Below are 22,112 nucleotides of genomic sequence, written 5' to 3'. Positions count from 1 at the left end.
GAATGAAAAAAATAGCGATTCTTATAGTAATATTTTTCTTCGGTTTTATCTTTTTTGCACTATTAAAAACGCCAGCTGCAGTTGCGCTTAATTTAGCAAATCCTTATCTACCTAAAGATCTGCAAATAGGTAAAGCATCGGGTAGCATTTGGCAGGGTAGAATCATGCAGCTGCGCTATCAAGATGAACAGATTAATAATTTAAACTGGGATATTTCTGGTTGGGCATTATTCACCGGACAGCTTACAGGCAGTGTAAAGTTTGGTGATCCGCGACAGACCAGTGAACTGTCAGGACGCGGTGACTTTAGTTATGGTTTACTTGATCAAGTAGTTGCATTAAATGATGCTACATTGCGTTTGAGTGTTGAACGTGCGATGCAGCGTTTGCAGTTGCCATTACCTATTAATGCTAAAGGCAGAGTAATTGTTGAGTTAGATGAATATCTCTCAGGAGCGCCTTATTGTGATGCATTAAAAGGTGAAATCGCCAGTCCAAACATCGATGTGCAAGGATTGTCTGGCTGGTTTAGCGTTGGTCCATTAAGTGGCAAGTTAAGCTGTAAGTCGGGTGATATAGCCGTGTTAGTTGATCCTGAAAACCGCTTAGGCTTAGCGGCTGATGCAACCTTAAAAGCAAACATGGACTTTAAAGTGGCTGGATATATCAAGCCAGAAGCATCACTACCAAAAGAAGTACACGATGCCGCCAAATTTTTAGGCCGTGCAGATAGTGATGGCCGTTATCCATTAAATTTTTAAACAAGGCTGAATTGTTTTATGCAAATTCCTGAATTTACACAGCAACATGGCCAGCAGTTAAGTACGTATTTAGCGAGCCGCAATGGCGCCATGACATTTGTGCAGAGCCAAGGTTACTTATTTGCGGTTATTTGCTCTCCTGAGCCATTAGACGTACACGAGTGGCTTGAGCAGATAGTGCCAGATGCACACGGCCAGCTAGAAGAACAAACATTATTTGCATTTATGGCTTTGTATCATCAGATCAGTGAGCAAGTTTATGAAACAGGTTTTAAGCTCCCTGTAAGTTTACAGGTGAGTGATCAAGACAACAGCTACCTAGATTTGCATGAATGCCAGCAATGGTGTCAGGGTTTTGTTCAGGGAGCACAGGTGTATATTGATAAGCTAATGCAAGCTGATGCACTGACAACAGACTTAACTGATGCATTGCAAACCGCTTACGCCAGTTTAGGCTTTTTTGCTTTAGAGCCCCAGCTTATCACAACAATTGCCCAGCAAAATCAGCTTAGTGAAATACAACTATGCCAGCAACAGTATGAACTAATGGGAGATTTTGCATTAGGATTTGCTGAGTTAATAGAAATTATCGCGGTGCAAAGTGGTTTGTACGCAGATGAAGAAGATGGTTGGAGTTAGCATTATGCTAAATCCAACACAATTTCAGTACAGCCCTTAGGGCATTTAGCAACCCCTTGGCGGGTTGCTGAGTCTTTAAATCTAACGTTAATATGCCTTGGCATACTTCACATTTAACCGTTTGCCCTTTCGCCAGCTTCTTCAGTAGGTTTTTATGTTGGTTAAACGATGCGCTGCTTTTTTTGTTAAAGCTGAAAAATCCACTATTTACCTCTGCGCTCTGCCAATGATGTTGAGACGATGTCACACACTGTATTTAAACGATCTTCATAAAAATATAAGTTGAGATCTTTACTGCGGCAGTAACGAGTATGGAATAGCTGCAGCTGTTCATCAGTTTGCATGGTTTCTTCTAAATACTCTAACTCGCTTTCTGAAAGTGTTAGTTCTGACTTGATGCGGTTTTTTGCCATGCTCGCAGCGGGTCCACGGTTAATGTTGCTAGCACTACTTAATAGCCCTACACCTTCTCCTAATAACTTTTCTCGAGGTTCTTTTATCATTGGATGATCAATTGTGAATAACGCAAGTATCACTACAACTAGTACAAGGAATTTTTTCATATGTGAGTAAACTTTGATCTGAACGGGTACGAATTAGGCACCAGTGTAATAAAATGCCCCTTTGTAAAGCAAGCAAGTTAGGTGAATAAATTATTATCAATGAATATCAGCTTTTTTGAGGAGAGTTGGTATAATGACAGAGAACAATTAGATTTTTCAGAAATCTCTGAACTTTTACAGCACAGTAGTTCAGTTTGCACTATTTTTAAATGTAAGCTTAGTTGTTAGCTATCTAAATAGCGTTATATGATTGTTTGACTTTCATTCTCCAAGCGGCGTTGAGGAACTTCGATGGACAAGCAAATAAAAGTAAAAAATATTCCTAGTGAGGTCAAGATCGAAAAGCCCGATCTCTATGCTCAACAGGATAGATTTAATCCCCGCAATCGCATTTATGTACGTGCGGTTAAAGGGTTACATCAACTATTAAGACAGCGCATTGGTTTTCTTGGTATGTTGGCGTTCATGGCGCTGCCATGGATAAACTTTAATGACCAACAAGCTGTGTTATTTGACCTCATTGGTCAAAAATATAACATTTTTGGGCTAACTCTATGGCCACAAGATTTTACTATTCTTGCTTTTATTCTGATGCTTGCTGCATTCGCGTTATTCTTAGTGACCACCTTTTACGGTCGGGTATGGTGTGGCTATACGTGCCCGCAAACAGTCTGGACGTTTATTTTTATTTGGTTTGAAGAAAAGTTCGAAGGGACAGCGAATCAACGCAAGAAGCTTGATCAGCGACCAATGGACTTTGATAAATTTTGGCGTAAGACAGCCAAGCATACAGGTTGGATAGCTTTTTCTTTATACACCGCACTTACCTTTGTTGGTTATTTCACACCTATTCGTCAGCTGTTACCGGATTTTGTTACTTTTGATGTAGGTGGCTATGCGCTGGTTAGCATTATCGTATTTACTGTATGTACTTATGGTAATGCTGGATGGATGCGCGAAATTATGTGCTTGCATATCTGCCCGTATTCGCGCTTTCAATCTGCAATGTTTGATAAAGATACCTTCACAGTAAGCTACGATGAAAAACGTGGTGAAAATCGTGGGCCACGTAGTCGTAAACAAGATCGAGAAGAGCTTAGCTTAGGTGACTGTATTGACTGTAATTTGTGCGTACAAGTATGCCCAACAGGGATCGATATTCGCAATGGTCTGCAAGCTGAATGCATTAACTGTGGCGCCTGTATCGATGCCTGCGACGGAGTAATGGATAAGATGAATTATCCGCGCGGGCTTATCTCATATACCACTGAGCGTAACCTAGAAACGCCAGAGAATAAAACCAATCCTCTGCGCGCTAAGATTATTGGTTATATTGTTATATTAGTGGTGCTCAGCGCAGCGCTGGTAACGAATATTGTGATGCGTAAGCCAATGGACTTAGATATTATTCGCGATCGAAATCAACTCTATCGAGTCGATTTTAATGGGCTTGTCGAAAATACCTACACACTTAAAGTGATCAACAAAGCACAATACGAGCAAACCTTTAATATTAAGGTGGTAGGACTGGAGAACTTTAAGTACATAGGTAAGCAAACTTTTACCGTGCAAGCAGGCGAATCGCATAACGTGCCATTGTCATTGGTGATGGATCCGTATGATTTGAAAGCGCCTATGACCGAGTTTAATTTTGTATTATCGCCAGTGGACAATCCAAGTTCACAAATTTCGCAGCCGAGTAACTTCTTTAAAGCGCGATAGTTAAGTACACTGATAACAAATAAAAAGCGGGATTTTCCCGCTTTTTTTATAATTGATGAGAATTATGAGTAAATTTAGTTTTGTTGACCTCACCCTGGATTCGATTTTAGATGCGGTCGAAAGTATTGGTATTTACGCAGAGTCTGGCTTATTAGCACTGAATAGTTACGAAAACCGTGTCTATCAATTCAAAGCTGAAGATGGCCTACGTTATGTGGTGAAATTTTATCGCCCCGAGCGCTGGAGTAAGGCACAAATACTCGAAGAGCATAGCTTTGCATTTGAATTGGCTGATGCTGAAGTGCCTGTAGTTGCGCCGATACAGCGTAATGGCGAAAGCTTATTTGAGCATAATGGTTATCTATTTACTTTGTTCCCAAGTGTCGGGGGGCGCATCTTTGAAGTTGATAATCTTGATCAGTTAGATGTGTTAGGACGCTTGATTGGTCGAATGCATCAAGCAGCTAAAGCCAATGTTTTTAGCGAACGTCCGGTCATAGGGTGTGACGAGTATCTAGATACAGCTAAAATTCAGTTACAAAACAGTAATCTGGTGCCTAGCAGTTTAACTACCGCGTTTTATACTATTTTGGATATGGTGATCGCTAAAACGAAATCGCTTTACCAGCAGGTGGATACTATACGTTTACATGGTGATTGCCATGCCGGTAATATTCTGTGGGCCGGTGATGCGTTGATGTTTGTTGATTTGGACGATAGTCGTCAAGGGCCTGCGATTCAAGATTTATGGATGATGCTCAGTGGCGATCGAAACAATCAACTGTTACAGTTAGATACCTTAGTGACTGCCTATGAAGAATTTTGTGATTTTGATCACACTCAACTCAAATTAATTGAACCATTACGGGCAATGCGTATGATTCATTATATGGGGTGGCTAGCTAAACGTTGGGAAGATCCGGCATTTCCGCGGAACTTTTCATGGTTTGCTGATGACAAATACTGGGAGCAACAAATTTTAGCGCTGAAAGAGCTGTATTCTGCACTTCAAGAGCCGCCGCTGAAGTTGCTGCCTAACTAATTATTAAAAATATTTGAAACGAGAGTCCAATGCTTAAAAAACTAAAATTGAGTTTACTACTGTTATGTTTACCTTTTGCTGCGATGGTTGCAGACTTTAAAGCTGGTGAGCACTATGACGTACTAAAAATTGAAAAAAGTAAAACCTCACAAGTAACAGAGTTCTTTTCATTTTATTGCCCGCACTGTTTTAAGTTTGAAGCTGTAGCTAAAGCAATGGAAAAAGCTTGCCTGCAGGTACTGAGTTTGTAAAAAACCATGTCAACTTTTTAGGTGGTTTAGCGCCAGAAGTGCAAAGTAATTTGAGCTATGCGTATATCATTGCTAAACAGCATAACAAAGGTGAGCAAGTTGCAGATCAAATGTTTGACAGCATTCATATAAAACGTGCTCCACTCAATAACATTAAAGACGTCAAAGCATTACTTGCAGTAAATGGTATTGATAGCGATACCTTTGATAAAGATATTGCCAGCATGCCTGTGATTGCGGCGGAAAAAGCCATGCAAGACAAGCAAAATAAGTTTTCACAAATGGGAGCCTTAACCGGTGTACCAACGTTTATCGTTAATGATAAATATAAAATCAATATCAATACCATCAAGAGCCAAGAGCAGCTTGATGAGTTAGTTGCCTTTTTATTACAACAATAAGCTATTAAAACAATAATTTTTGGAGTTTTTACCGATGATCAAATTAGTTAAAGCAGGATTGCTGGCACTTTTATTACCATTAGCCGCGAATGCAGCACCAACAACTTATGAAGAAGGTGTGCATTATGATGTAGTATCTGAGCGCGCTAGTAAAAAGCCAGAGGTAAAAGAGTTTTTCTCATTTTATTGTCCAGCGTGTAATAACTACGAAGCTCTATTAGTTGAGGTTAAACCTAAACTTGATACAAGTATTGAGTTTAAAAAGAGCCACGTCGATTTTGTTGGTGTGCGTGATCCTGAAAATCAACAAATGATTTCACAGGCACTTGCAACAGCTGAAGTACTACCACAAAAAGATGCCATTATTGCTGCTATGTTTAATCATGTTCACGTTAAACGTGCTAAGTTTAATGAATTAGCTGATGTTAAAGATGTATTTGTCGCGCAAGGTGTTGACGGTGATAAGTTTGATAAACTGTATAAAAGTTTTTCAGTACGCACTATGAGTTCAAAAATGAAGCGCGACCAAGATTACTATAAAGATAAGGGGCACTGCGTGGCGTACCAACATTTATCGTAAATGGTAAATATAAGCTTAACCTAGGTCGTGAATCAGGTATTACTGAGCCTGAAGATATTAGCAAATTGATTAATTATTTAGCTGCTAAATAGAGCGGTTTAGTGTTTATTGTAAAAAAGCTCCGTACGCGGAGCTTTTTTGTTGCAGGTGGTAAGAAATGCATAAAATACTGGTTTCAAGTTGCTTACTTGGTGCTCCCGTGCGCTACGATGGTAGCGGACAACAGTTACTCCATCCTCAGCTTATCGCATGGCAGCAGCAGGAACGTATAGTCGCTTTTTGTCCTGAGATTGCTGGTGGTTTATCCACTCCTAGAGATCCTGCTGAAATCGTCAACGGTAAAGTGATTACCAATACTGGTGATGATGTGACACCGGAATTTCAGCTAGGTGCAAAACAAGCATTACGCCTTTGCCAACAGTACAATATTCGTTTTGCGCTATTAAAGGAATCAAGTCCTTCTTTGTGGTCGTAATACAATTTACGATGGCTCGCACAGTGGTATTAAGGTGGTTGGAATGGGATTAACGGCTTCGCTATTAGAAAAGAATGGTATTAAAGTCTTTAGTGAGCAGCAAATGCCAGCGCTAGTAAAAGCACTGGCATAGATACTTTACAATTTACGTTGTAAAAATACCCCTGATTCAATGTGGTGGGTATATGGAAATTGGTCAAAAATCGCAAACCGTTTAACTTCATGAGTGCGAGTTAGGTGCTCTAAATCACGCTCTAGCGTATCAGGGTTACATGAGATATAAATAATACTCTCGTAGTTAGCCACCAAATCACATGTTAGTGTATCCATGCCTGCGCGCGGCGGATCAACTAAAATGGTTTGACAATCATAGCTGCTTAAGTCAATCCCTTCTAAACGTGAGAAGGATCGTTCGCCTTTCATAGCTTGAGTAAACTCTTCGCTCGACATACGAATGATATCTAAGTTAGTTACGTTATTTTTAGCAATATTATACTGCGCTGAGTGTACTGACGATTTAGAAATTTCGGTTGCTAATACACGATTAAACGAACCAGCTAAGGCAATTGAAAAGTTACCGTTACCACAATAGAGCTCTAGTAAATCATTTTTTAGTGGTTTACATAAGTCTTGTGCCCACTCCAGCATCTTAATGTTTACTTTAGCATTTGGCTGCGTAAAGCTGTTTTCAACTTGTTGGTAAATAAGTTGCTGGCCATTAACTGTTAAACGCTCAGTAACAAAATCATCACCGAGTACTTCTTTTTGTTTGCGAGCACGCCCAATAAAATCAATTTTAAAGCGCTCACTCAATGATTCTTTTAGTGACTTGATAGCTGCTAGCCATTCTTCGTCGAGTGGTTTGTGATAAAGCAGACTCACTAAAATCTCACCGCTTAAACTAGAAAGATAATCTATTTGGAATAATTTACGACGCAAGACTTCACAGCCTTTAAGATTATCGATCATTGCCTGCATTACTTCCCCAATTAGCGGCGCTGCAGGGTCAAACACATCGACTCTGATTTTGTCTTTGGTGGCTTGATCAAACATAATGTGGAATAACTCATCGCCATCGTGCCATACTCTAAATTCAGCGCGTTGACGGTAATGAATTGGCTCAGAGGCAAAGACTTCTAATTGTTCAACACCAAAGCGTTGGAATTGCGCAATGATACGTTGCTCTTTTTCATTTAACTGTGCGTCGTATCCTGTTGTATCGATCTTTATAACCGCCATTACCTACTACCTTATTTCATTATGCTGTTTATCGGCGCTATTGTAGGGGGCAGGGATTATTTGTCTAGGGTCTGTTTATCTTTCTAGGTTAATTTTGCAGCTGTGCGTTTGGTTTTTAGGCAAGGCAGAGCCTATGTAGTGTGGTTATTCCCCATAAATAGGCGATAACGTAGCATAAATGCCAAACGCGCGCTGCCCGAAGGGTTCTGCCTAGGGGCGATTAACTCTTTGTTGCTCAATTTTTACTTAGCCCACTAGGTTACAAATCTCGCGCCGCGATTAAATCGCCCCGAGGTTGAACAAATTTTAATCCTTAAAGGTCAACAGGCCCTAATTTTGAGTAATAGCAAATGCTGTTTTTTTGTACATTTTACTTTAGTTATTTATTTTTGGGCCGATACTTAAGTAAGCAAAAATAGGAGTCGGATCATGAAAATTGGCAACTTTGGCTTTGTTCCAAACAACAACGTCAATAAATACAGTAACAAAGCTGCATTACAGCAACCTACAATACAGTCGCCTCAAGATAGTTACCAGCAACGTGGTAAAGAATTAGCAGCAAAAGTGTTAGGTGACAAAATGGCTGAGGCTTTAGGCTTACCTGTCGCGGAAGAGAAAAAAGACAAGCCACTATTTGATTTTGAAGAAATCGTCAAAAACGTTTTGGACTTTGTAACTGGTGCCGTTAAGAAAGCGCAAGTCAATGGAGCCGATAATGAAAAACTCAAAGGTATGCTTAGTGATGCACGCAAAGGTGTGCAAACAGGTATTGATGATGCTTATGGTGAATTAAAAGATACCGGTATTCTAAACGACGAAATTGAGCAGGGCATAGAAAAATCCAAAGAAGGTATTTTTAATGGCCTGGATGAGTTTGAAGAGGATTTATTTAACCCTAAACCGGATTCTGTCAGTGTTACTCAAGCACAGTATTTAAGTTTAAGTAATAATGCTCAGTATAACTTCACCACTTGCAGAAGGTGACGAGGTGAGTATTAGTTTTGCTGATGCATTTAAACAGCAATCAGCCAGTAGTTATCAGCGTAATGGTCAAAATGAAGGCTATGCCAGTGCATCATCACAATCGCGGGAGTTATCATTTAGCATGTCAGTAAATGGTGACTTAAACGAAGATGAACAAAAGGCTATTAATGCAATGATGGAAGACTTGCAAAATGTTAGTAAAACATTTTTTGGTGGTGATTTGGAACAAGCCTTTGAACAAGCACAAGAGCTCAACTTAGGCAACGAACAGCTCGTCGCGTTTTCAATGGACTTAAAGCAAACTAAAACGTTTGCAGCAATAAAAGGCTATGAAGAGAATAAACCAACACCAGAGAAAGCTGTGGCTGAAAAAATAGCTCCATTTAATGACGATCTAAAAAATGCCTTTAATAAAGCGGGTGATCTTGGTTTGCAAAATGAACTGTCAGGCATTTTACAATGGTTAAATCAAGACCAAGAGGAAATAGGCAAATTAGTCGACTATACAAAATCGATGTTTGAGCAAATGAATAAATTGCGCTCAGCAGCACTAGAGAGTGAAGCATAAGCTTTATTTTCAGTACACCGCGTGGCAAACTGCTCAGCTTAGTTATTATAAGGAGCGAGTTGTTTGTCACCTCATATCATGGTTTTTGATTCGGGCATTGGTGGTACCACAGTGCTGAAGCATATTCAGCAATACGTACCTGATGGCCGTTATAGTTATTTTATGGATAACGCCTACCTACCTTATGGAAAGCTGAGTCAACAAACCATAATTCAGCGCCTCACCGGATTATTAATTTTTATAGAAACACAACAATTAAACGTTGATGTGTTAGTTATTGCTTGTAATACCGCATCTACTTCAGCACTGAGCGCACTTCGCGAATTAACCACGATACCGATCGTCGGTGTAGTACCCGCAATTAAACCCGCCGCTTTATTATCTAAATCACAGCATATTGCCTTATTGGCCACACCAGCAACAGTACAAAGTAGTTATACACAACAGTTGATAAGCCAGCATGGTCAAGCTGTCACAGTACATTTATATGCTAGTGTTGAACTTGTAACGTTGGCGGAACAAACATATCAAAGTAAAAAGATTACCCAAGACAAACTAGTTGCAGAGCTCGATAGTCTCGCTATTGATAATAGAGTGGATGTAGTCGTGTTAGGTTGTACGCATTTCCCAATTTTAGCAAAAGGTTTGAATGAGTATTTTAACAGCACTGTATTATTACTTGATTCCGGCGTAGCAATAGCCAAACGGGTGTGTGCAATACTCAAAGGGCATAATATAGATTGCAGTGATGAGCTTGATGCTAATTGTACAGGCAAGAAAAAGCCGCTACGTTATTACGCAACGGCTTCGATTTATGTTGATAAGCAACCGGTGGAGCTAGTTACGCTGATTGATCCGACTCAGAACGAAAAGAGTTAGATTCATCATCTTGTTTTTGTTTTGCTTCACGAACTTTCAATGTACGTTGTTGGAACTCGCTATCGTTTAATTTTGCAATAGCATTATCAGCATCTAGCTCTGCCATTTCAACAAAGCCAAAGCCACGACGTTTGCCAGTATTTTTATCCTTTAATAGGCGTACATTAAACACTTTACCTTGTTCTTCAAATAAAGCGCGAACTACACCTTCATTTGCACGATAAGGAAGATTGCCCACATAAAGTGTTTTTGTTTTTACTTCGGCTTCTTCTACATCGCCAGATGACATTGCAGCTATAACTACACCACCAATTAATAAACCAGCACCAAATAACAGTGCAGGACTTAATTGTAGGCTCGAAAGCGCAAAATTAACTATAACGAAACCAATAACAGCAAGGATAACTGAAGAGATAAGAGATTTTTGATCGGGTAATTTCATTTTGATCTACCAATAAACAGGAAATAAACATTAATTTAACATTGTGAACTTGCTATCTTAACGCGATAAATGAACATAGCAATGATATTTATGTGAAATAATTTAATTTACATCAAAAAAGACTCGAAAAAGCATCGATTGAGTGTTCTTTTAAAGCGTTTTGGGTGCTTTTTGAGCGAACAGTCAAAAGATTGAAAAAAAGTGTTGATCTGTTTTTGGATCTCCCTATAATGCGACCCCACTGAGACGGGAAACGCCAACGCATAGCGAGGCACGAACAACTCAGAGAGTTAAATAAAACTTCGGTTTTAAATATTAGAAAGAAAGTTTAAAACTAAGTGTTGACTCGAAAAATAAAGGATGTATTATACGCATCCCTAGCGACAATGTCGCAACGTTCTTTAACAATATAAAGCAATCATCTGTGTGGGCACTCGTACAGATTGAGTTCTAACAGCCGAGCTTAACTTTCTTTTAGATAGCTAAGCAAGGCAAAAAATTTAGAGTCTCAATTGAAACTGAGTGACCAACAGAAGTAACTTATTTATAAGTTGCTTCGGCACAGTCAATTCAATATCGAAAGATATTAAATAAATTCAGAATTCATTGAGCTGTCGAAAGACAAAAAACTTTTAATTGAAGAGTTTGATCATGGCTCAGATTGAACGCTGGCGGCAGGCCTAACACATGCAAGTCGAGCGGTAACAGAGAGTAGCTTGCTACTTTGCTGACGAGCGGCGGACGGGTGAGTAATGCTTGGGAATATGCCTTTTGGTGGGGGACAACAGTTGGAAACGACTGCTAATACCGCATAATGTCTACGGACCAAAGTGGGGGACCTTCGGGCCTCACGCCAAAAGATTAGCCCAAGTGGGATTAGCTAGTTGGTAAGGTAATGGCTTACCAAGGCAACGATCCCTAGCTGGTTTGAGAGGATGATCAGCCACACTGGGACTGAGACACGGCCCAGACTCCTACGGGAGGCAGCAGTGGGGAATATTGCACAATGGGCGCAAGCCTGATGCAGCCATGCCGCGTGTGTGAAGAAGGCCTTCGGGTTGTAAAGCACTTTCAGTAAGGAGGAAAGGGTAGTCTTTAATAGAGGCTATCTGTGACGTTACTTACAGAAGAAGCACCGGCTAACTCCGTGCCAGCAGCCGCGGTAATACGGAGGGTGCGAGCGTTAATCGGAATTACTGGGCGTAAAGCGTACGCAGGCGGTTTGTTAAGCGAGATGTGAAAGCCTCGGGCTCAACCTGGGAACTGCATTTCGAACTGGCAAACTAGAGTGTGATAGAGGGTGGTAGAATTTCAGGTGTAGCGGTGAAATGCGTAGAGATCTGAAGGAATACCGATGGCGAAGGCAGCCACCTGGGTCAACACTGACGCTCATGTACGAAAGCGTGGGGAGCAAACAGGATTAGATACCCTGGTAGTCCACGCCGTAAACGATGTCTACTAGAAGCTCGGAGCCTCGGTTCTGTTTTTCAAAGCTAACGCATTAAGTAGACCGCCTGGGGAGTACGGCCGCAAGGTTAAAACTCAAATGAATTGACGGGGGCCCGCACAAGCGGTGGAGCATGTGGTTTAATTCGATGCAACGCGAAGAACCTTACCTACACTTGACATACAGAGAACTTACTAGAGATAGTTTGGTGCCTTCGGGAACTCTGATACAGGTGCTGCATGGCTGTCGTCAGCTCGTGTTGTGAGATGTTGGGTTAAGTCCCGCAACGAGCGCAACCCCTATCCTTAGTTGCTAGCAGGTAATGCTGAGAACTCTAAGGAGACTGCCGGTGATAAACCGGAGGAAGGTGGGGACGACGTCAAGTCATCATGGCCCTTACGTGTAGGGCTACACACGTGCTACAATGGCGCATACAGAGTGCTGCGAACTCGCGAGAGTAAGCGAATCACTTAAAGTGCGTCGTAGTCCGGATTGGAGTCTGCAACTCGACTCCATGAAGTCGGAATCGCTAGTAATCGCGTATCAGAATGACGCGGTGAATACGTTCCCGGGCCTTGTACACACCGCCCGTCACACCATGGGAGTGGGTTGCTCCAGAAGTAGATAGTCTAACCCTCGGGAGGACGTTTACCACGGAGTGATTCATGACTGGGGTGAAGTCGTAACAAGGTAGCCCTAGGGGAACCTGGGGCTGGATCACCTCCTTATACGATTTAGAACTTATTTGTTCGTAGTGTCCACACAGATGATTGTTATTGTAAAGAGAACAAACACTTATTGTTTGGGTCTGTAGCTCAGTTGGTTAGAGCGCACCCCTGATAAGGGTGAGGTCGGTAGTTCAAATCTACTCAGACCCACCACTTCTTCAACGAAGTCGGTAATCAAACAATAAGTACCAGCATATGTGGGGCTATAGCTCAGCTGGGAGAGCGCCTGCCTTGCACGCAGGAGGTCAGCAGTTCGATCCTGCTTAGCTCCACCACTTACTTCTTAAAAATAAATATTCTTTTATCGGGCAGCATAATCGCCTGAGAATAGAGTGTGTTTAATTTTGAGAGGTTTTTGTATCTCTTGCTCTTTAAAAATTTGGAAAAGCTGATAATAAAATTCGTATGAATACAGTGTATTTGTACAGAGTTTTCAAAAGTAAAAAGAATGATAGCAGTATCATTCAGTGCCATTTAATGAACGTTTACGTTTGTTGATTGGTATCTACTTTAGTATTCAATATTAACTTCTGGCGAAGTTAAACTGTCACAAAACAAAGACCCGTTTGGGTTGTATGGTTAAGTGACTAAGCGTACACGGTGGATGCCTTGGCAGTTGGAGGCGATGAAGGACGTATTAACTTGCGATAAGCCTAGTCAAGCTAGTAAAAAGCACTTGAGACTAGGATTTCCGAATGGGGAAACCCACCTGCTTGCAGGTATCGTTAACTGAATACATAGGTTAACGAGGCGAACGCGGAGAACTGAAACATCTAAGTACCCGTAGGAAAAGAAATCAACCGAGATTCCGAAAGTAGCGGCGAGCGAAATCGGAACAGCCCTTAAGCTTAATTGGTGTTAATGGAAGGCTCTGGAAAGTGCCACGATACAGGGTGATAGTCCCGTACATGAAAATCCCTTTTAAGTGAAATCGAGTAGGTCGGAGCACGTGAAACTTTGACTGAATATAGGTGGACCATCATCTAAGGCTAAATACTCCCAACTGACCGATAGTGAACCAGTACCGTGAGGGAAAGGCGAAAAGAACCCCTGTGAGGGGAGTGAAATAGAACCTGAAACCGTGTACGTACAAGCAGTAGGAGCCCACTTGTTGGGTGACTGCGTACCTTTTGTATAATGGGTCAGCGACTTATATTTTGTAGCGAGGTTAACCGAATAGGGTAGCCGTAGGGAAACCGAGTCTTAACTGGGCGATTAGTTGCAAGGTATAGACCCGAAACCCGGTGATCTAGCCATGGGCAGGTTGAAGGTTGAGTAACATCAACTGGAGGACCGAACCCACTAACGTTGAAAAGTTAGGGGATGACCTGTGGCTAGGAGTGAAAGGCTAATCAAACCGGGAGATAGCTGGTTCTCCCCGAAATCTATTTAGGTAGAGCCTCGGACGAATACTTACGGGGGTAGAGCACTGTTAAGGCTAGGGGGTCATCCCGACTTACCAACCCTTTGCAAACTCCGAATACCGTAAAGTAATATCCGGGAGACACACGGCGGGTGCTAACGTCCGTCGTGAAGAGGGAAACAACCCAGACCGCCAGCTAAGGTCCCAAAGTCATAGTTAAGTGGGAAACGATGTGGAAAGGCCCAGACAGCCAGGAGGTTGGCTTAGAAGCAGCCATCCTTTAAAGAAAGCGTAATAGCTCACTGGTCGAGTCGGTCTGCGCGGAAGATGTAACGGGGCTAAACTATGCACCGAAGCTGCGGATTCAGAATTTATTCTGAGTGGTAGGGGAGCGTTCTGTAAGCGGTTGAAGGTGTACCGGGAGGTATGCTGGACGTATCAGAAGTGCGAATGCTGACATGAGTAACGATAATGCGGGTGAAAAACCCGCACGCCGGAAGACCAAGGGTTCCTATCCCATGTTAATCAGGGTAGGGTAAGTCGACCCCTAAGGCGAGGCCGAAAGGCGTAGTCGATGGGAAACGGATTAATATTTCCGTACTTGGTATAATTGCGATGGGGGGACGGAGCAGGCTAAGCAAGCATGGCGTTGGTAGTCCATGTGAAAGTGAGTAGGCTAGCGACTTAGGTAAATCCGGGTTGCTGTTAGGCTGAGACACGAGACGAGTCACTAAGGTGATGAAGTTGCTGATGCCATACTTCCAGGAAAAGCCTCTAAGCTTCAGATTATATCGAATCGTACCCCAAACCGACACAGGTGGTCAGGTAGAGAATACTAAGGCGCTTGAGAGAACTCGGGTGAAGGAACTAGGCAAAATCGTACCGTAACTTCGGGAGAAGGTACGCTCCGATTGGTGATGAGACTTGCTCTCTAAGCTGATTGGAGCCGCAGTGACCAGGTGGCTGGGACTGTTTATTAAAAACACAGCACTGTGCAAAATCGCAAGATGACGTATACGGTGTGACACCTGCCCGGTGCCGGAAGGTTAATTGATGGGGTTATCTTCGGAGAAGCTCTTGATCGAAGCCCTGGTAAACGGCGGCCGTAACTATAACGGTCCTAAGGTAGCGAAATTCCTTGTCGGGTAAGTTCCGACCTGCACGAATGGTGTAACCATGGCCACGCTGTCTCCACCCGAGACTCAGTGAAATTGAAATCGCAGTGAAGATGCTGTGTACCCGCGGCTAGACGGAAAGACCCCGTGAACCTTTACTACAGCTTGGCACTGAACATTGAACCTACATGTGTAGGATAGGTGGGAGACTTTGAAGATGAGACGCTAGTTTTGTTGGAGTCGTCCTTGAAATACCACCCTTGTAGTTTTGATGTTCTAACGTTGGCCCCTGAATCGGGGTTACGGACAGTGCCTGGTGGGTAGTTTGACTGGGGCGGTCTCCTCCCAAAGAGTAACGGAGGAGCACGAAGGTTGGCTAAGTACGGTCGGACATCGTACGGTTAGTGTAATGGTAGAAGCCAGCTTAACTGCGAGACAGACACGTCGAGCAGGTACGAAAGTAGGTCATAGTGATCCGGTGGTTCTGAATGGAAGGGCCATCGCTCAACGGATAAAAGGTACTCCGGGGATAACAGGCTGATACCGCCCAAGAGTTCATATCGACGGCGGTGTTTGGCACCTCGATGTCGGCTCATCACATCCTGGGGCTGAAGTCGGTCCCAAGGGTATGGCTGTTCGCCATTTAAAGTGGTACGCGAGCTGGGTTTAGAACGTCGTGAGACAGTTCGGTCCCTATCTGCCGTGGGCGTTTGAGAATTGAGAGGGGTTGCTCCTAGTACGAGAGGACCGGAGTGAACGAACCGCTGGTGTTCGGGTTGTCATGCCAATGGCATTGCCCGGTAGCTACGTTCGGAACTGATAAGCGCTGAAAGCATCTAAGCGCGAAGCAGGCCTCGAGATGAGTTCTCACTAGAGCTATAAGCTCTCTGAAGGGCCGTTGAAGACTACAACGTTGATAGGCAAGATGTGGAAGCATAGTGATATGTTAAGCTAACTTGTACTAATTACCCGTGAGGCTTAACCATACAACGCCAAACGCGTTTTATGTGATAGTTGATAGCGCAAGAAGTTAATAGACTAAAGTAGATTTACTGAAAACTTTATTATCAGAATTCCAAATTTATAAGGTGACTCTTAGCGCGTAGCGTTAAAGTTGAGGCACCTTGCGCAAAGGAAATGTAAGCACTACGTGCTTTGTCATTACTCCTTTGCACCCTATTTGCTTGGTAACAATAGCGTTTTGGACCCACCTGACCCCATGCCGAACTCAGTAGTGAAACGAAACAGCGCCGATGATAGTGTAGCATTTGCTATGTGAAAGTAGGACATTGCCAAGCTCCAAATTGAGAAAGCCCGACTAGAAATAGTCGGGCTTTTTTACGTTTAAAATGTGAGTTAGCGAGAGTAAAGTTAGCGAGAGTAAAGTTAGCGAGAGTAAAGTTAGCGAACGTTTGACATAGGGCGCGAAAAGTTTATTTTTGTAAAACTCGAAACTCGAAACTCGAAACTCGAAACTCGAAACTCGAAACTCGAACTCGAACTCGAAACTCGAAACTCGAAACTCGAAACTCGAAACTCGAAACTCGAAACTCGCAAATTTATTTCCTCTATCAGCTAATGATACCAATCTGCCAAATTATACCAATCTGCCAAATTATGTGATCTAATTAGCACACTGATACTTATCTACTTTTACTAAATTGAACTTAGAAAAATCCAAGCAACTTTTAGCTTTATCACGTAAAGAGCCTAATGCAAGAAAGCGCATACGCCTGCTTGCTGTTTCATTATTCTTTGAGGGTGAAAACAGAACGAATATTGCTAAGCGGCTAAATACAGCGCGCGGCAGTGTCAATAAATGGGTTTCAAACTACCTTAACAATGGCGTTGCTGGCTTGAACAACAAACCGATTAAAGGTCGTCCAGCTAAATTAACCTCACAACAACTAAATACACTGTCAGATTATGTAAAACAGTCAGCAAGTTCTTCAGAAGGAGGCAGACTAATGGAGGAAGATATTGCTCAGTATATTTATGACCAGTTCAACATAAGGTATCACACCGATCATATTTACAAACTGCTCAAGAAGCGTGGGTTTAGCTGGATCACAAGCCGTTCTAAGCACCCAAAGCAGTCAAAAGAAAGCCAAGAGGCTTTTAAAAAAGTTCCAAGTGGAAACGCTCCTTCACACCCAGGGCATCTCCCTTTAGGTCGCATTGATGTTTGCTTTCAAAATGAAGCACGGTTTGGACAACAAAATCAAACAACACGCTTATGGGCTGAAACAGGCACGAGACCCCGTGCAACAAAACAACAGCAGTTTGAGTATGGTTACTTATTTGGTGCAGTCTGCCCAAGTAATGGTAAAACAGAAGCGCTGATCAGCCCTATTGTTAATAAAGAAATCATGACACAACGTATGGAATTAATATCAAAAGCCACGGAGGCGGGTTAAGTTTTAAAAACTCGCGCTCCCCAGAAGGAAATGTAAACTCGCACTCTTTATAAGCAACAGGCAAACTAGCGCTGTTTATAAATGATTGCAAATAATACCAATCGACTTAAATATTTAACCATTCTAACGAGCTAAATAAAGCGCTAACTGCGTTATAAATTTTTCATGTAGAACAACTACATGTCAAAATTTATGCCTTGTTATCACTCCATTTATCTGTCGCTATAAATGGTCAGTAACTTAACACGATTGGTATAAGTTCTTATACTTCGTAAGTAATAGACAAGTCGGCTTAATCATCATTTGTTGCAATTTCATTGTTGGTTTAATAAGTAAGCTGTGTAAAACTAGCTGGGTTAATTTAGTAAATCAGGTGACATGAATGTCGAATATAAAAGCTTGGAAACTTATCAGTTTATTTTGTTTGGTAAGCTTACTTATGGGCTGTCAATCGAAAGAAGAGCAGTTACAAGAAACAATTAAACAATCTATAGCTAAAGCTGAAGTTGAGTTAGCAGGACTTGGTAGTGCCTTAGATAACGGCTCAATTCGTAATGCCGCTTTATTAAGCGAATATGGCCGTATACTTAGCAATGAAAAGCCAGAGCTAGCTAAAATTGCTGGTGTGCTCGTGCAAGATGCAACTCGAAAAGGCCCGCTTTACTCAGGTTTGCAACAACGCTTAGCTGATATCAAAAGTACTTACCTTATTCCTCCTTACGATGAAACACTGCAAAATATTGATTTGTTGCGAGATGCTGCAAAGCCCGCTTTATTTTCGGATGCTTTGACCGATCCTATTAATATGCTTGCTGATATGTCGGGTAGCTCGCTTGCGCGTGTCGGTGCAATCAGTCAGCAGGCTGAAGGGGTTGGTGAAGGCAACCAGTTAGTCGGCAATCCTAATTATGGTAATTGGCAAACTAACAGTAGCGGTATCAGCTTTTGGCAGTGGTATGGCATGTACCGCATTTTAGGTGATGTATTTGATCGTGTTGAATATGGTAGTTGGAGCAAGCGCCGTAAGTATAGTTATTATAATGATTATGGTCGTGCGCGTTACTCTAGCCCTAAGCAAATTAAAGCACAAACCGCCGTTGAAACACGTACTAAACAATCTTATCAACGCCAAGGTAAGCAATTCACAAGCCCTTATGCATCTAAAAAAACCGGGGCTTCTGGGTTAAGTCGTAGCAGTTATACACCACCAAAAAGTCGCAGTAGTTACTCCAAAACCAGTAGCTATAGTAAAGACTCGGGATCGGTCAGAAACAGCAATAATAGAACCTCTCGCGGTGTCAGTCGCGGTAAGTAAACGGCTATTTAAAGATTTAGTGTTGGAGTTTAAAGAATATGTATGAATTTAATGGAATAACTATGTGGTCACTACAAGCAATCGCGATTGATTTTGCGATTATTATTGCACTGTTTGTGAGCCTTAAATATATCAAAGGTTGGGTATCTAACTTACATGCCAATGATGAGATCACTGAGCGTGATAATTTTGCGTTTGGTATTAGCTTTGCTGCTGGCTTAGTTGCTTTAGCAATTGTGCTGACGGGTGTAAGCAGTGGTGCATTTGCAGTGAGCTTACAGCAAGAAGCACTGCAAATGGCAGCTTATGGTTTGTTAGCTATTGTGCTAATAAAGCTTGGGCACTTTTTCAAGATAAAGTGGCACTGCGCAAAGTCAGCTTACATGATGAAATAGTGAAGGGTAATGTAACTGCCGCGGTGATTGATTTTGGCCATGTTGTGAGTGTGGCAATCGTGATTCGCTCAGCGCTATTTTGGGTGGCTACAGAAGGCTGGCATGGTTTACCAATCGTTATAGCAGCGTTTATTATTGGTAGCATTGCGTTATTGCTCGTGAGCCAGTATCGCGTACAACTATTTAAGCGTACTAACCGAAGTGGAGATTGCCTACAACAAGCAATTGTTGACGGTAACTTGGCTGTTGGTATTCGCTATGCTGGCTTTTTAATCGGTAGCGCGCTTGCGCTTACTGCGGCTTCAGGTATCGCGCCTTATGCTGCAGATAGCATTAACACCAGCTTGATTTTCTGGGCGATTAGCGCTTTGGTTAGTTTAATTGCATTTATCGTACTGCATTTAATTACGATTAAAATTATCCTTTCAGGTTGCGATATATCAGACGAAGTGAACCGTCAAAAAAATGTGGGTGTAGCAACTATTTCAGCGGCAATCTCGTTTGCTGTGGGCATTACCATGGCAACTCTATTAGGCGCGTAAAACTTGTCACATTCTAAGCAAAGCCCAAGTAAGTACTCCTTACTTGGGCATGATTTTTTATTAATTACTGTTATGGCCATACTCGCTGGGTGTGGCCTTATTTATGAATATCTGCTATCTCATTATGCCGGACGAGTTTTAGGCTCTGTAGAGAGCGCTATTTATGCGATGATAGGCACTATGATCGTAGCTATGGGTATAGGGGCTTTTTTAGCGCGTTGGTTTAAGGATGCCTTTACCGCCTTTGCTTGGCTTGAAAGTCTTATTGCACTTGTTGGTATGGGCTGTATCTTAGCTATAGCCAGCGTTATTGCTGTTAGTTATTCTTTACCGCATATTTTTTCTGACATTTTTAATCTACCAGCTGATGTAATTCTTAACGGCTATATATTTCAAAAACTCCAAGAGTGGTCACGATTCCTACCTTATGTATTTGGCTTATTGTTAGGTCTATTAATCGGTATGGAAATTCCACTTATCGCTCGCATACGTCAGCATGTTTATGGTCGTTTCTTAGAAAATAATGCAGGCACGATCTACGGTGCCGACTATATAGGTGCAGGTATTGGAGCGGCTATTTGGGTTAGCATTATGTTGGCTATGCCAATCATGCAGGCTGCGGCATGGACTGCGCTATTTAATATTATCGCAGGTTTGGCATTCTTATGGCGTTATCATAGCTATGTCCGTTACGCCAAACTATTACTGGTATGTCATATCGCTTTACTGGTGTTATTTGGTTTTATTTTAATGCTTGGTAGTAGCTGGATGAAAGATTTAAGTAATGTGCTTTATAAGGATAAAGTTATTTATTCTGAAGCGACGAAGTATCAGCATCTAGTGTTAACCGAGCGATTGAGCCGCAATCAACCCGATCCAATTACCGATCTTTACTTAAACGGCCGCTTACAGTTTTCTAGCATTGATGAACAAATTTATCATTCAATGTTAGTGTATCCGCCATTATTAGCCTCGAACCGTCACGATAATGTATTGATTATAGGCGGTGGTGATGGCTTAGCACTAAGAGACGTATTGAAGTGGCCTGTTAAAGAAGTCACTTTAATTGATTTAGATGCCCAGTTACTTAGTTTATTTGGTCATGATGACGATGAATTTAATCCTCCGGCAGCTATTCATGAGCGCTTAACTAAACTTAATAAGCACTCAATGGCTGATCCTCGATCGCATATTAAAGTGGGTGATGCTTTTCTTGAAGTAGAGCGGTTACTTGATGAAGGTAAGCGTTTTGATACCATCATTATTGACTTACCTGATCCGAATCATCCCGATTTAAATAAAATGTACAGTGACTATTTTTATAATCATATCCGTCAATTACTAGCCGCAGATGGTGCAATGGCTGTGCAGTCAACTTCGCCTTATCATGCTAAAAAAGCATTTTTAAGTATTGGTAAAACAGTCAAAGCGGCAGGTTTTAAGCATGTTGAGCAATACCAGCAAAATATTCCATCATTTGGACAATGGGGATGGACGATTGCAACCACCACAGGTCAATCTGCAAGTGCGAGAATTAGCGATATAACAAGCTTACCAGTTGCTTCTAGATGGATCAGTAAAAAATATTTATTGGCAGCATTCGTATTCCCCAATCATTATTTTGAACAAATAAATGATATTGAAGTCAATCAATTAGGCTCAGGTACTTTATATGATTATTATCGTAGTGCATGGCAGATAGAAAGCGAATTGTATAAAAATTAATAAATCATGGTTGACATAATATGTCGACCATGCGAATCTTAACTCAGACATAATATGTCAAATGACAAAAGGCAGAGACATGGAATTAAATGAACTTTCAATAAAACTAGCATCTTTTGAAACTGAAGGCGCTAACTTTGAGTCTTTCTTGATTGCCAATCCGGCGAACAAGATGTGTTGCAAGTCATAGTAGATGGCAATGATGAGCTTCCTATTTTTGTTACTCAGACACAAGAGCAGCTGTTATGTATTAGCTATTTGTTCGCTGATGAGGAAGTGAAGCCTGAACTACGTGATGAGTTGAATGAAACCTTATTACGTTTGAATGTACCAATCCCGCTGAGTGCATTTGCGAAGATTGATGATAAATATGCGATCTTTGGTGCTTTGTCGGTTAATTCATCGTTTGATGATATTACCCATGAGCTAGTTACTTTAGCTGATAATGCCATCGATGCATTAGAAGCGGTAACCATTTATTTAAACGATTAACAGCTAGCTATTTTAAGTGGAGTTAAG

General features: G+C 41.8%; 11 protein-coding genes, 2 tRNA genes, 3 rRNA genes and 6 pseudogenes. 19 read left to right on the top strand and 3 right to left on the bottom strand.

Annotated features, from left to right (window positions below; translation table 11 throughout):
• The first annotated feature begins 2 nt into the window (after window positions 1-2).
• Both P4S61_RS08165 and P4S61_RS08160 read left to right on the top strand, forming a co-directional pair.
• Window positions 3-761, top strand: a complete 759-nt coding sequence (locus tag P4S61_RS08165) for a type II secretion system protein N (RefSeq protein WP_145242782.1) — start codon at window positions 3-5, stop codon at window positions 759-761.
• An 18-nt stretch (window positions 762-779) separates the two neighbouring features.
• Window positions 780-1,400 (top strand): UPF0149 family protein, encoded by a 621-nt coding sequence (locus P4S61_RS08160; protein ID WP_337118109.1) that lies wholly within the window; start codon window positions 780-782, stop codon window positions 1,398-1,400.
• Window positions 1,401-1,603: 203 nt separating this feature from the next.
• Here the strand turns inward: P4S61_RS08160 and P4S61_RS08150 are convergent, their stop codons facing one another.
• Window positions 1,604-1,963 (bottom strand): hypothetical protein, encoded by a 360-nt coding sequence (locus P4S61_RS08150; RefSeq protein WP_145242788.1) that lies wholly within the window; start codon window positions 1,961-1,963, stop codon window positions 1,604-1,606.
• Between the two features lie 291 nt (window positions 1,964-2,254).
• Between P4S61_RS08150 and ccoG the strand changes: the two genes are divergently transcribed.
• From ccoG to P4S61_RS08125, 5 genes and pseudogenes are all read left to right on the top strand, one after another.
• On the top strand, window positions 2,255-3,685 hold the full coding sequence (ccoG, locus tag P4S61_RS08145) for a cytochrome c oxidase accessory protein CcoG (RefSeq protein WP_145242790.1): 1,431 nt from the start codon (window positions 2,255-2,257) through the stop codon (window positions 3,683-3,685).
• Between the two features lie 64 nt (window positions 3,686-3,749).
• On the top strand, window positions 3,750-4,727 hold the full coding sequence (locus P4S61_RS08140; protein WP_337118108.1) for a serine/threonine protein kinase: 978 nt from the start codon (window positions 3,750-3,752) through the stop codon (window positions 4,725-4,727).
• Between the two features lie 29 nt (window positions 4,728-4,756).
• A pseudogene (locus P4S61_RS08135) lies at window positions 4,757-5,379 on the top strand (thiol:disulfide interchange protein DsbA/DsbL).
• Window positions 5,380-5,413: 34 nt separating this feature from the next.
• Window positions 5,414-6,051 (top strand): annotated as a pseudogene (locus P4S61_RS08130) (thiol:disulfide interchange protein DsbA/DsbL).
• Window positions 6,052-6,116: 65 nt separating this feature from the next.
• Window positions 6,117-6,567: pseudogene (locus P4S61_RS08125) on the top strand (DUF523 domain-containing protein).
• A gap of 5 nt (window positions 6,568-6,572) precedes the next feature.
• On the opposite strand, the gene trmA reads toward P4S61_RS08125, so the two are convergent.
• The gene (gene trmA / locus P4S61_RS08120) at window positions 6,573-7,673 is read right to left on the bottom strand and encodes a tRNA (uridine(54)-C5)-methyltransferase TrmA (protein WP_337118107.1); all 1,101 of its coding nucleotides are present in this window, start codon (window positions 7,671-7,673) and stop codon (window positions 6,573-6,575) included.
• A 429-nt stretch (window positions 7,674-8,102) separates the two neighbouring features.
• Here trmA and P4S61_RS08115 point away from each other — a divergent pair.
• Together P4S61_RS08115 and murI are read left to right on the top strand one after the other, a co-directional pair.
• A pseudogene (locus tag P4S61_RS08115) lies at window positions 8,103-9,225 on the top strand (DUF5610 domain-containing protein).
• 63 nt (window positions 9,226-9,288) lie between these two features.
• Complete coding sequence (gene murI, locus P4S61_RS08110) at window positions 9,289-10,104, top strand: glutamate racemase (protein ID WP_337118106.1); 816 nt, start codon at window positions 9,289-9,291, stop codon at window positions 10,102-10,104.
• Here murI and P4S61_RS08105 read toward each other — a convergent pair.
• Window positions 10,067-10,546 (bottom strand): RNA recognition motif domain-containing protein, encoded by a 480-nt coding sequence (locus P4S61_RS08105; RefSeq protein WP_145242807.1) that lies wholly within the window; start codon window positions 10,544-10,546, stop codon window positions 10,067-10,069. The genes murI and P4S61_RS08105 overlap by 38 nt on opposite strands.
• A gap of 633 nt (window positions 10,547-11,179) precedes the next feature.
• On the opposite strand from P4S61_RS08105, the gene P4S61_RS08100 reads away from it, so the two are divergent.
• The 10 genes and pseudogenes from P4S61_RS08100 to P4S61_RS08055 all read left to right on the top strand — a co-directional run bounded on the left by P4S61_RS08100 (window position 11,180) and on the right by P4S61_RS08055 (window position 22,085).
• Window positions 11,180-12,721: ribosomal RNA gene (locus P4S61_RS08100) — 16S ribosomal RNA — on the top strand.
• A 76-nt stretch (window positions 12,722-12,797) separates the two neighbouring features.
• Window positions 12,798-12,874, top strand: a tRNA-Ile gene (locus tag P4S61_RS08095).
• Between the two features lie 46 nt (window positions 12,875-12,920).
• Window positions 12,921-12,996: transfer RNA gene (locus tag P4S61_RS08090), tRNA-Ala, on the top strand.
• Between the two features lie 302 nt (window positions 12,997-13,298).
• Window positions 13,299-16,185, top strand: a 23S ribosomal RNA gene (locus P4S61_RS08085).
• A gap of 197 nt (window positions 16,186-16,382) precedes the next feature.
• Window positions 16,383-16,497, top strand: a 5S ribosomal RNA gene (gene rrf / locus P4S61_RS08080).
• Together the 16S, 23S and 5S rRNA genes with 2 tRNA genes alongside form the textbook arrangement of a ribosomal RNA operon.
• Before the next feature lie 363 nt (window positions 16,498-16,860).
• Window positions 16,861-17,616 carry an IS630 family transposase gene (locus P4S61_RS08075; RefSeq protein WP_337118105.1) on the top strand — a complete coding sequence of 252 codons (756 nt, stop codon included), beginning with the start codon at window positions 16,861-16,863 and terminating at the stop codon, window positions 17,614-17,616.
• A 382-nt stretch (window positions 17,617-17,998) separates the two neighbouring features.
• Window positions 17,999-18,931 (top strand): CHAD domain-containing protein, encoded by a 933-nt coding sequence (locus P4S61_RS08070; RefSeq protein ID WP_337118104.1) that lies wholly within the window; start codon window positions 17,999-18,001, stop codon window positions 18,929-18,931.
• Window positions 18,932-18,969: 38 nt separating this feature from the next.
• Window positions 18,970-19,868: pseudogene (locus P4S61_RS08065) on the top strand (DUF350 domain-containing protein).
• A 3-nt stretch (window positions 19,869-19,871) separates the two neighbouring features.
• On the top strand, window positions 19,872-21,593 hold the full coding sequence (locus tag P4S61_RS08060; RefSeq protein WP_182719303.1) for a polyamine aminopropyltransferase: 1,722 nt from the start codon (window positions 19,872-19,874) through the stop codon (window positions 21,591-21,593).
• Window positions 21,594-21,672: 79 nt separating this feature from the next.
• Window positions 21,673-22,085 (top strand): annotated as a pseudogene (locus P4S61_RS08055) (YjfI family protein).
• The last annotated feature ends 27 nt before the right edge of the window (window positions 22,086-22,112 follow it).

It is taken from the genome of Pseudoalteromonas sp. B160, from assembly GCF_037162485.1.
GTDB lineage: Bacteria > Pseudomonadota > Gammaproteobacteria > Enterobacterales > Alteromonadaceae > Pseudoalteromonas > Pseudoalteromonas rhizosphaerae.
Note: the sequence above shows the minus strand (reverse complement) of the source record. Positions and strands in the feature narration are given on the sequence as shown.

Excerpts from the sequence above, each read along its gene's own strand:
- P4S61_RS08070 (WP_337118104.1), top strand. The coding sequence starts at position 17,999 with ATGTCGAATATAAAAGCTTGGAAACTTATCAGTTTATTTTGTTTGGTA.
- P4S61_RS08150 (WP_145242788.1), bottom strand. The coding sequence starts at position 1,963 with ATGAAAAAATTCCTTGTACTAGTTGTAGTGATACTTGCGTTATTCACA.
- ccoG (WP_145242790.1), top strand. The coding sequence starts at position 2,255 with ATGGACAAGCAAATAAAAGTAAAAAATATTCCTAGTGAGGTCAAGATC.
- P4S61_RS08165 (WP_145242782.1), top strand. The coding sequence starts at position 3 with ATGAAAAAAATAGCGATTCTTATAGTAATATTTTTCTTCGGTTTTATC.
- P4S61_RS08105 (WP_145242807.1), bottom strand. The coding sequence starts at position 10,546 with ATGAAATTACCCGATCAAAAATCTCTTATCTCTTCAGTTATCCTTGCT.
- P4S61_RS08160 (WP_337118109.1), top strand. The coding sequence starts at position 780 with ATGCAAATTCCTGAATTTACACAGCAACATGGCCAGCAGTTAAGTACG.
- trmA (WP_337118107.1), bottom strand. The coding sequence starts at position 7,673 with ATGGCGGTTATAAAGATCGATACAACAGGATACGACGCACAGTTAAAT.
- P4S61_RS08140 (WP_337118108.1), top strand. The coding sequence starts at position 3,750 with ATGAGTAAATTTAGTTTTGTTGACCTCACCCTGGATTCGATTTTAGAT.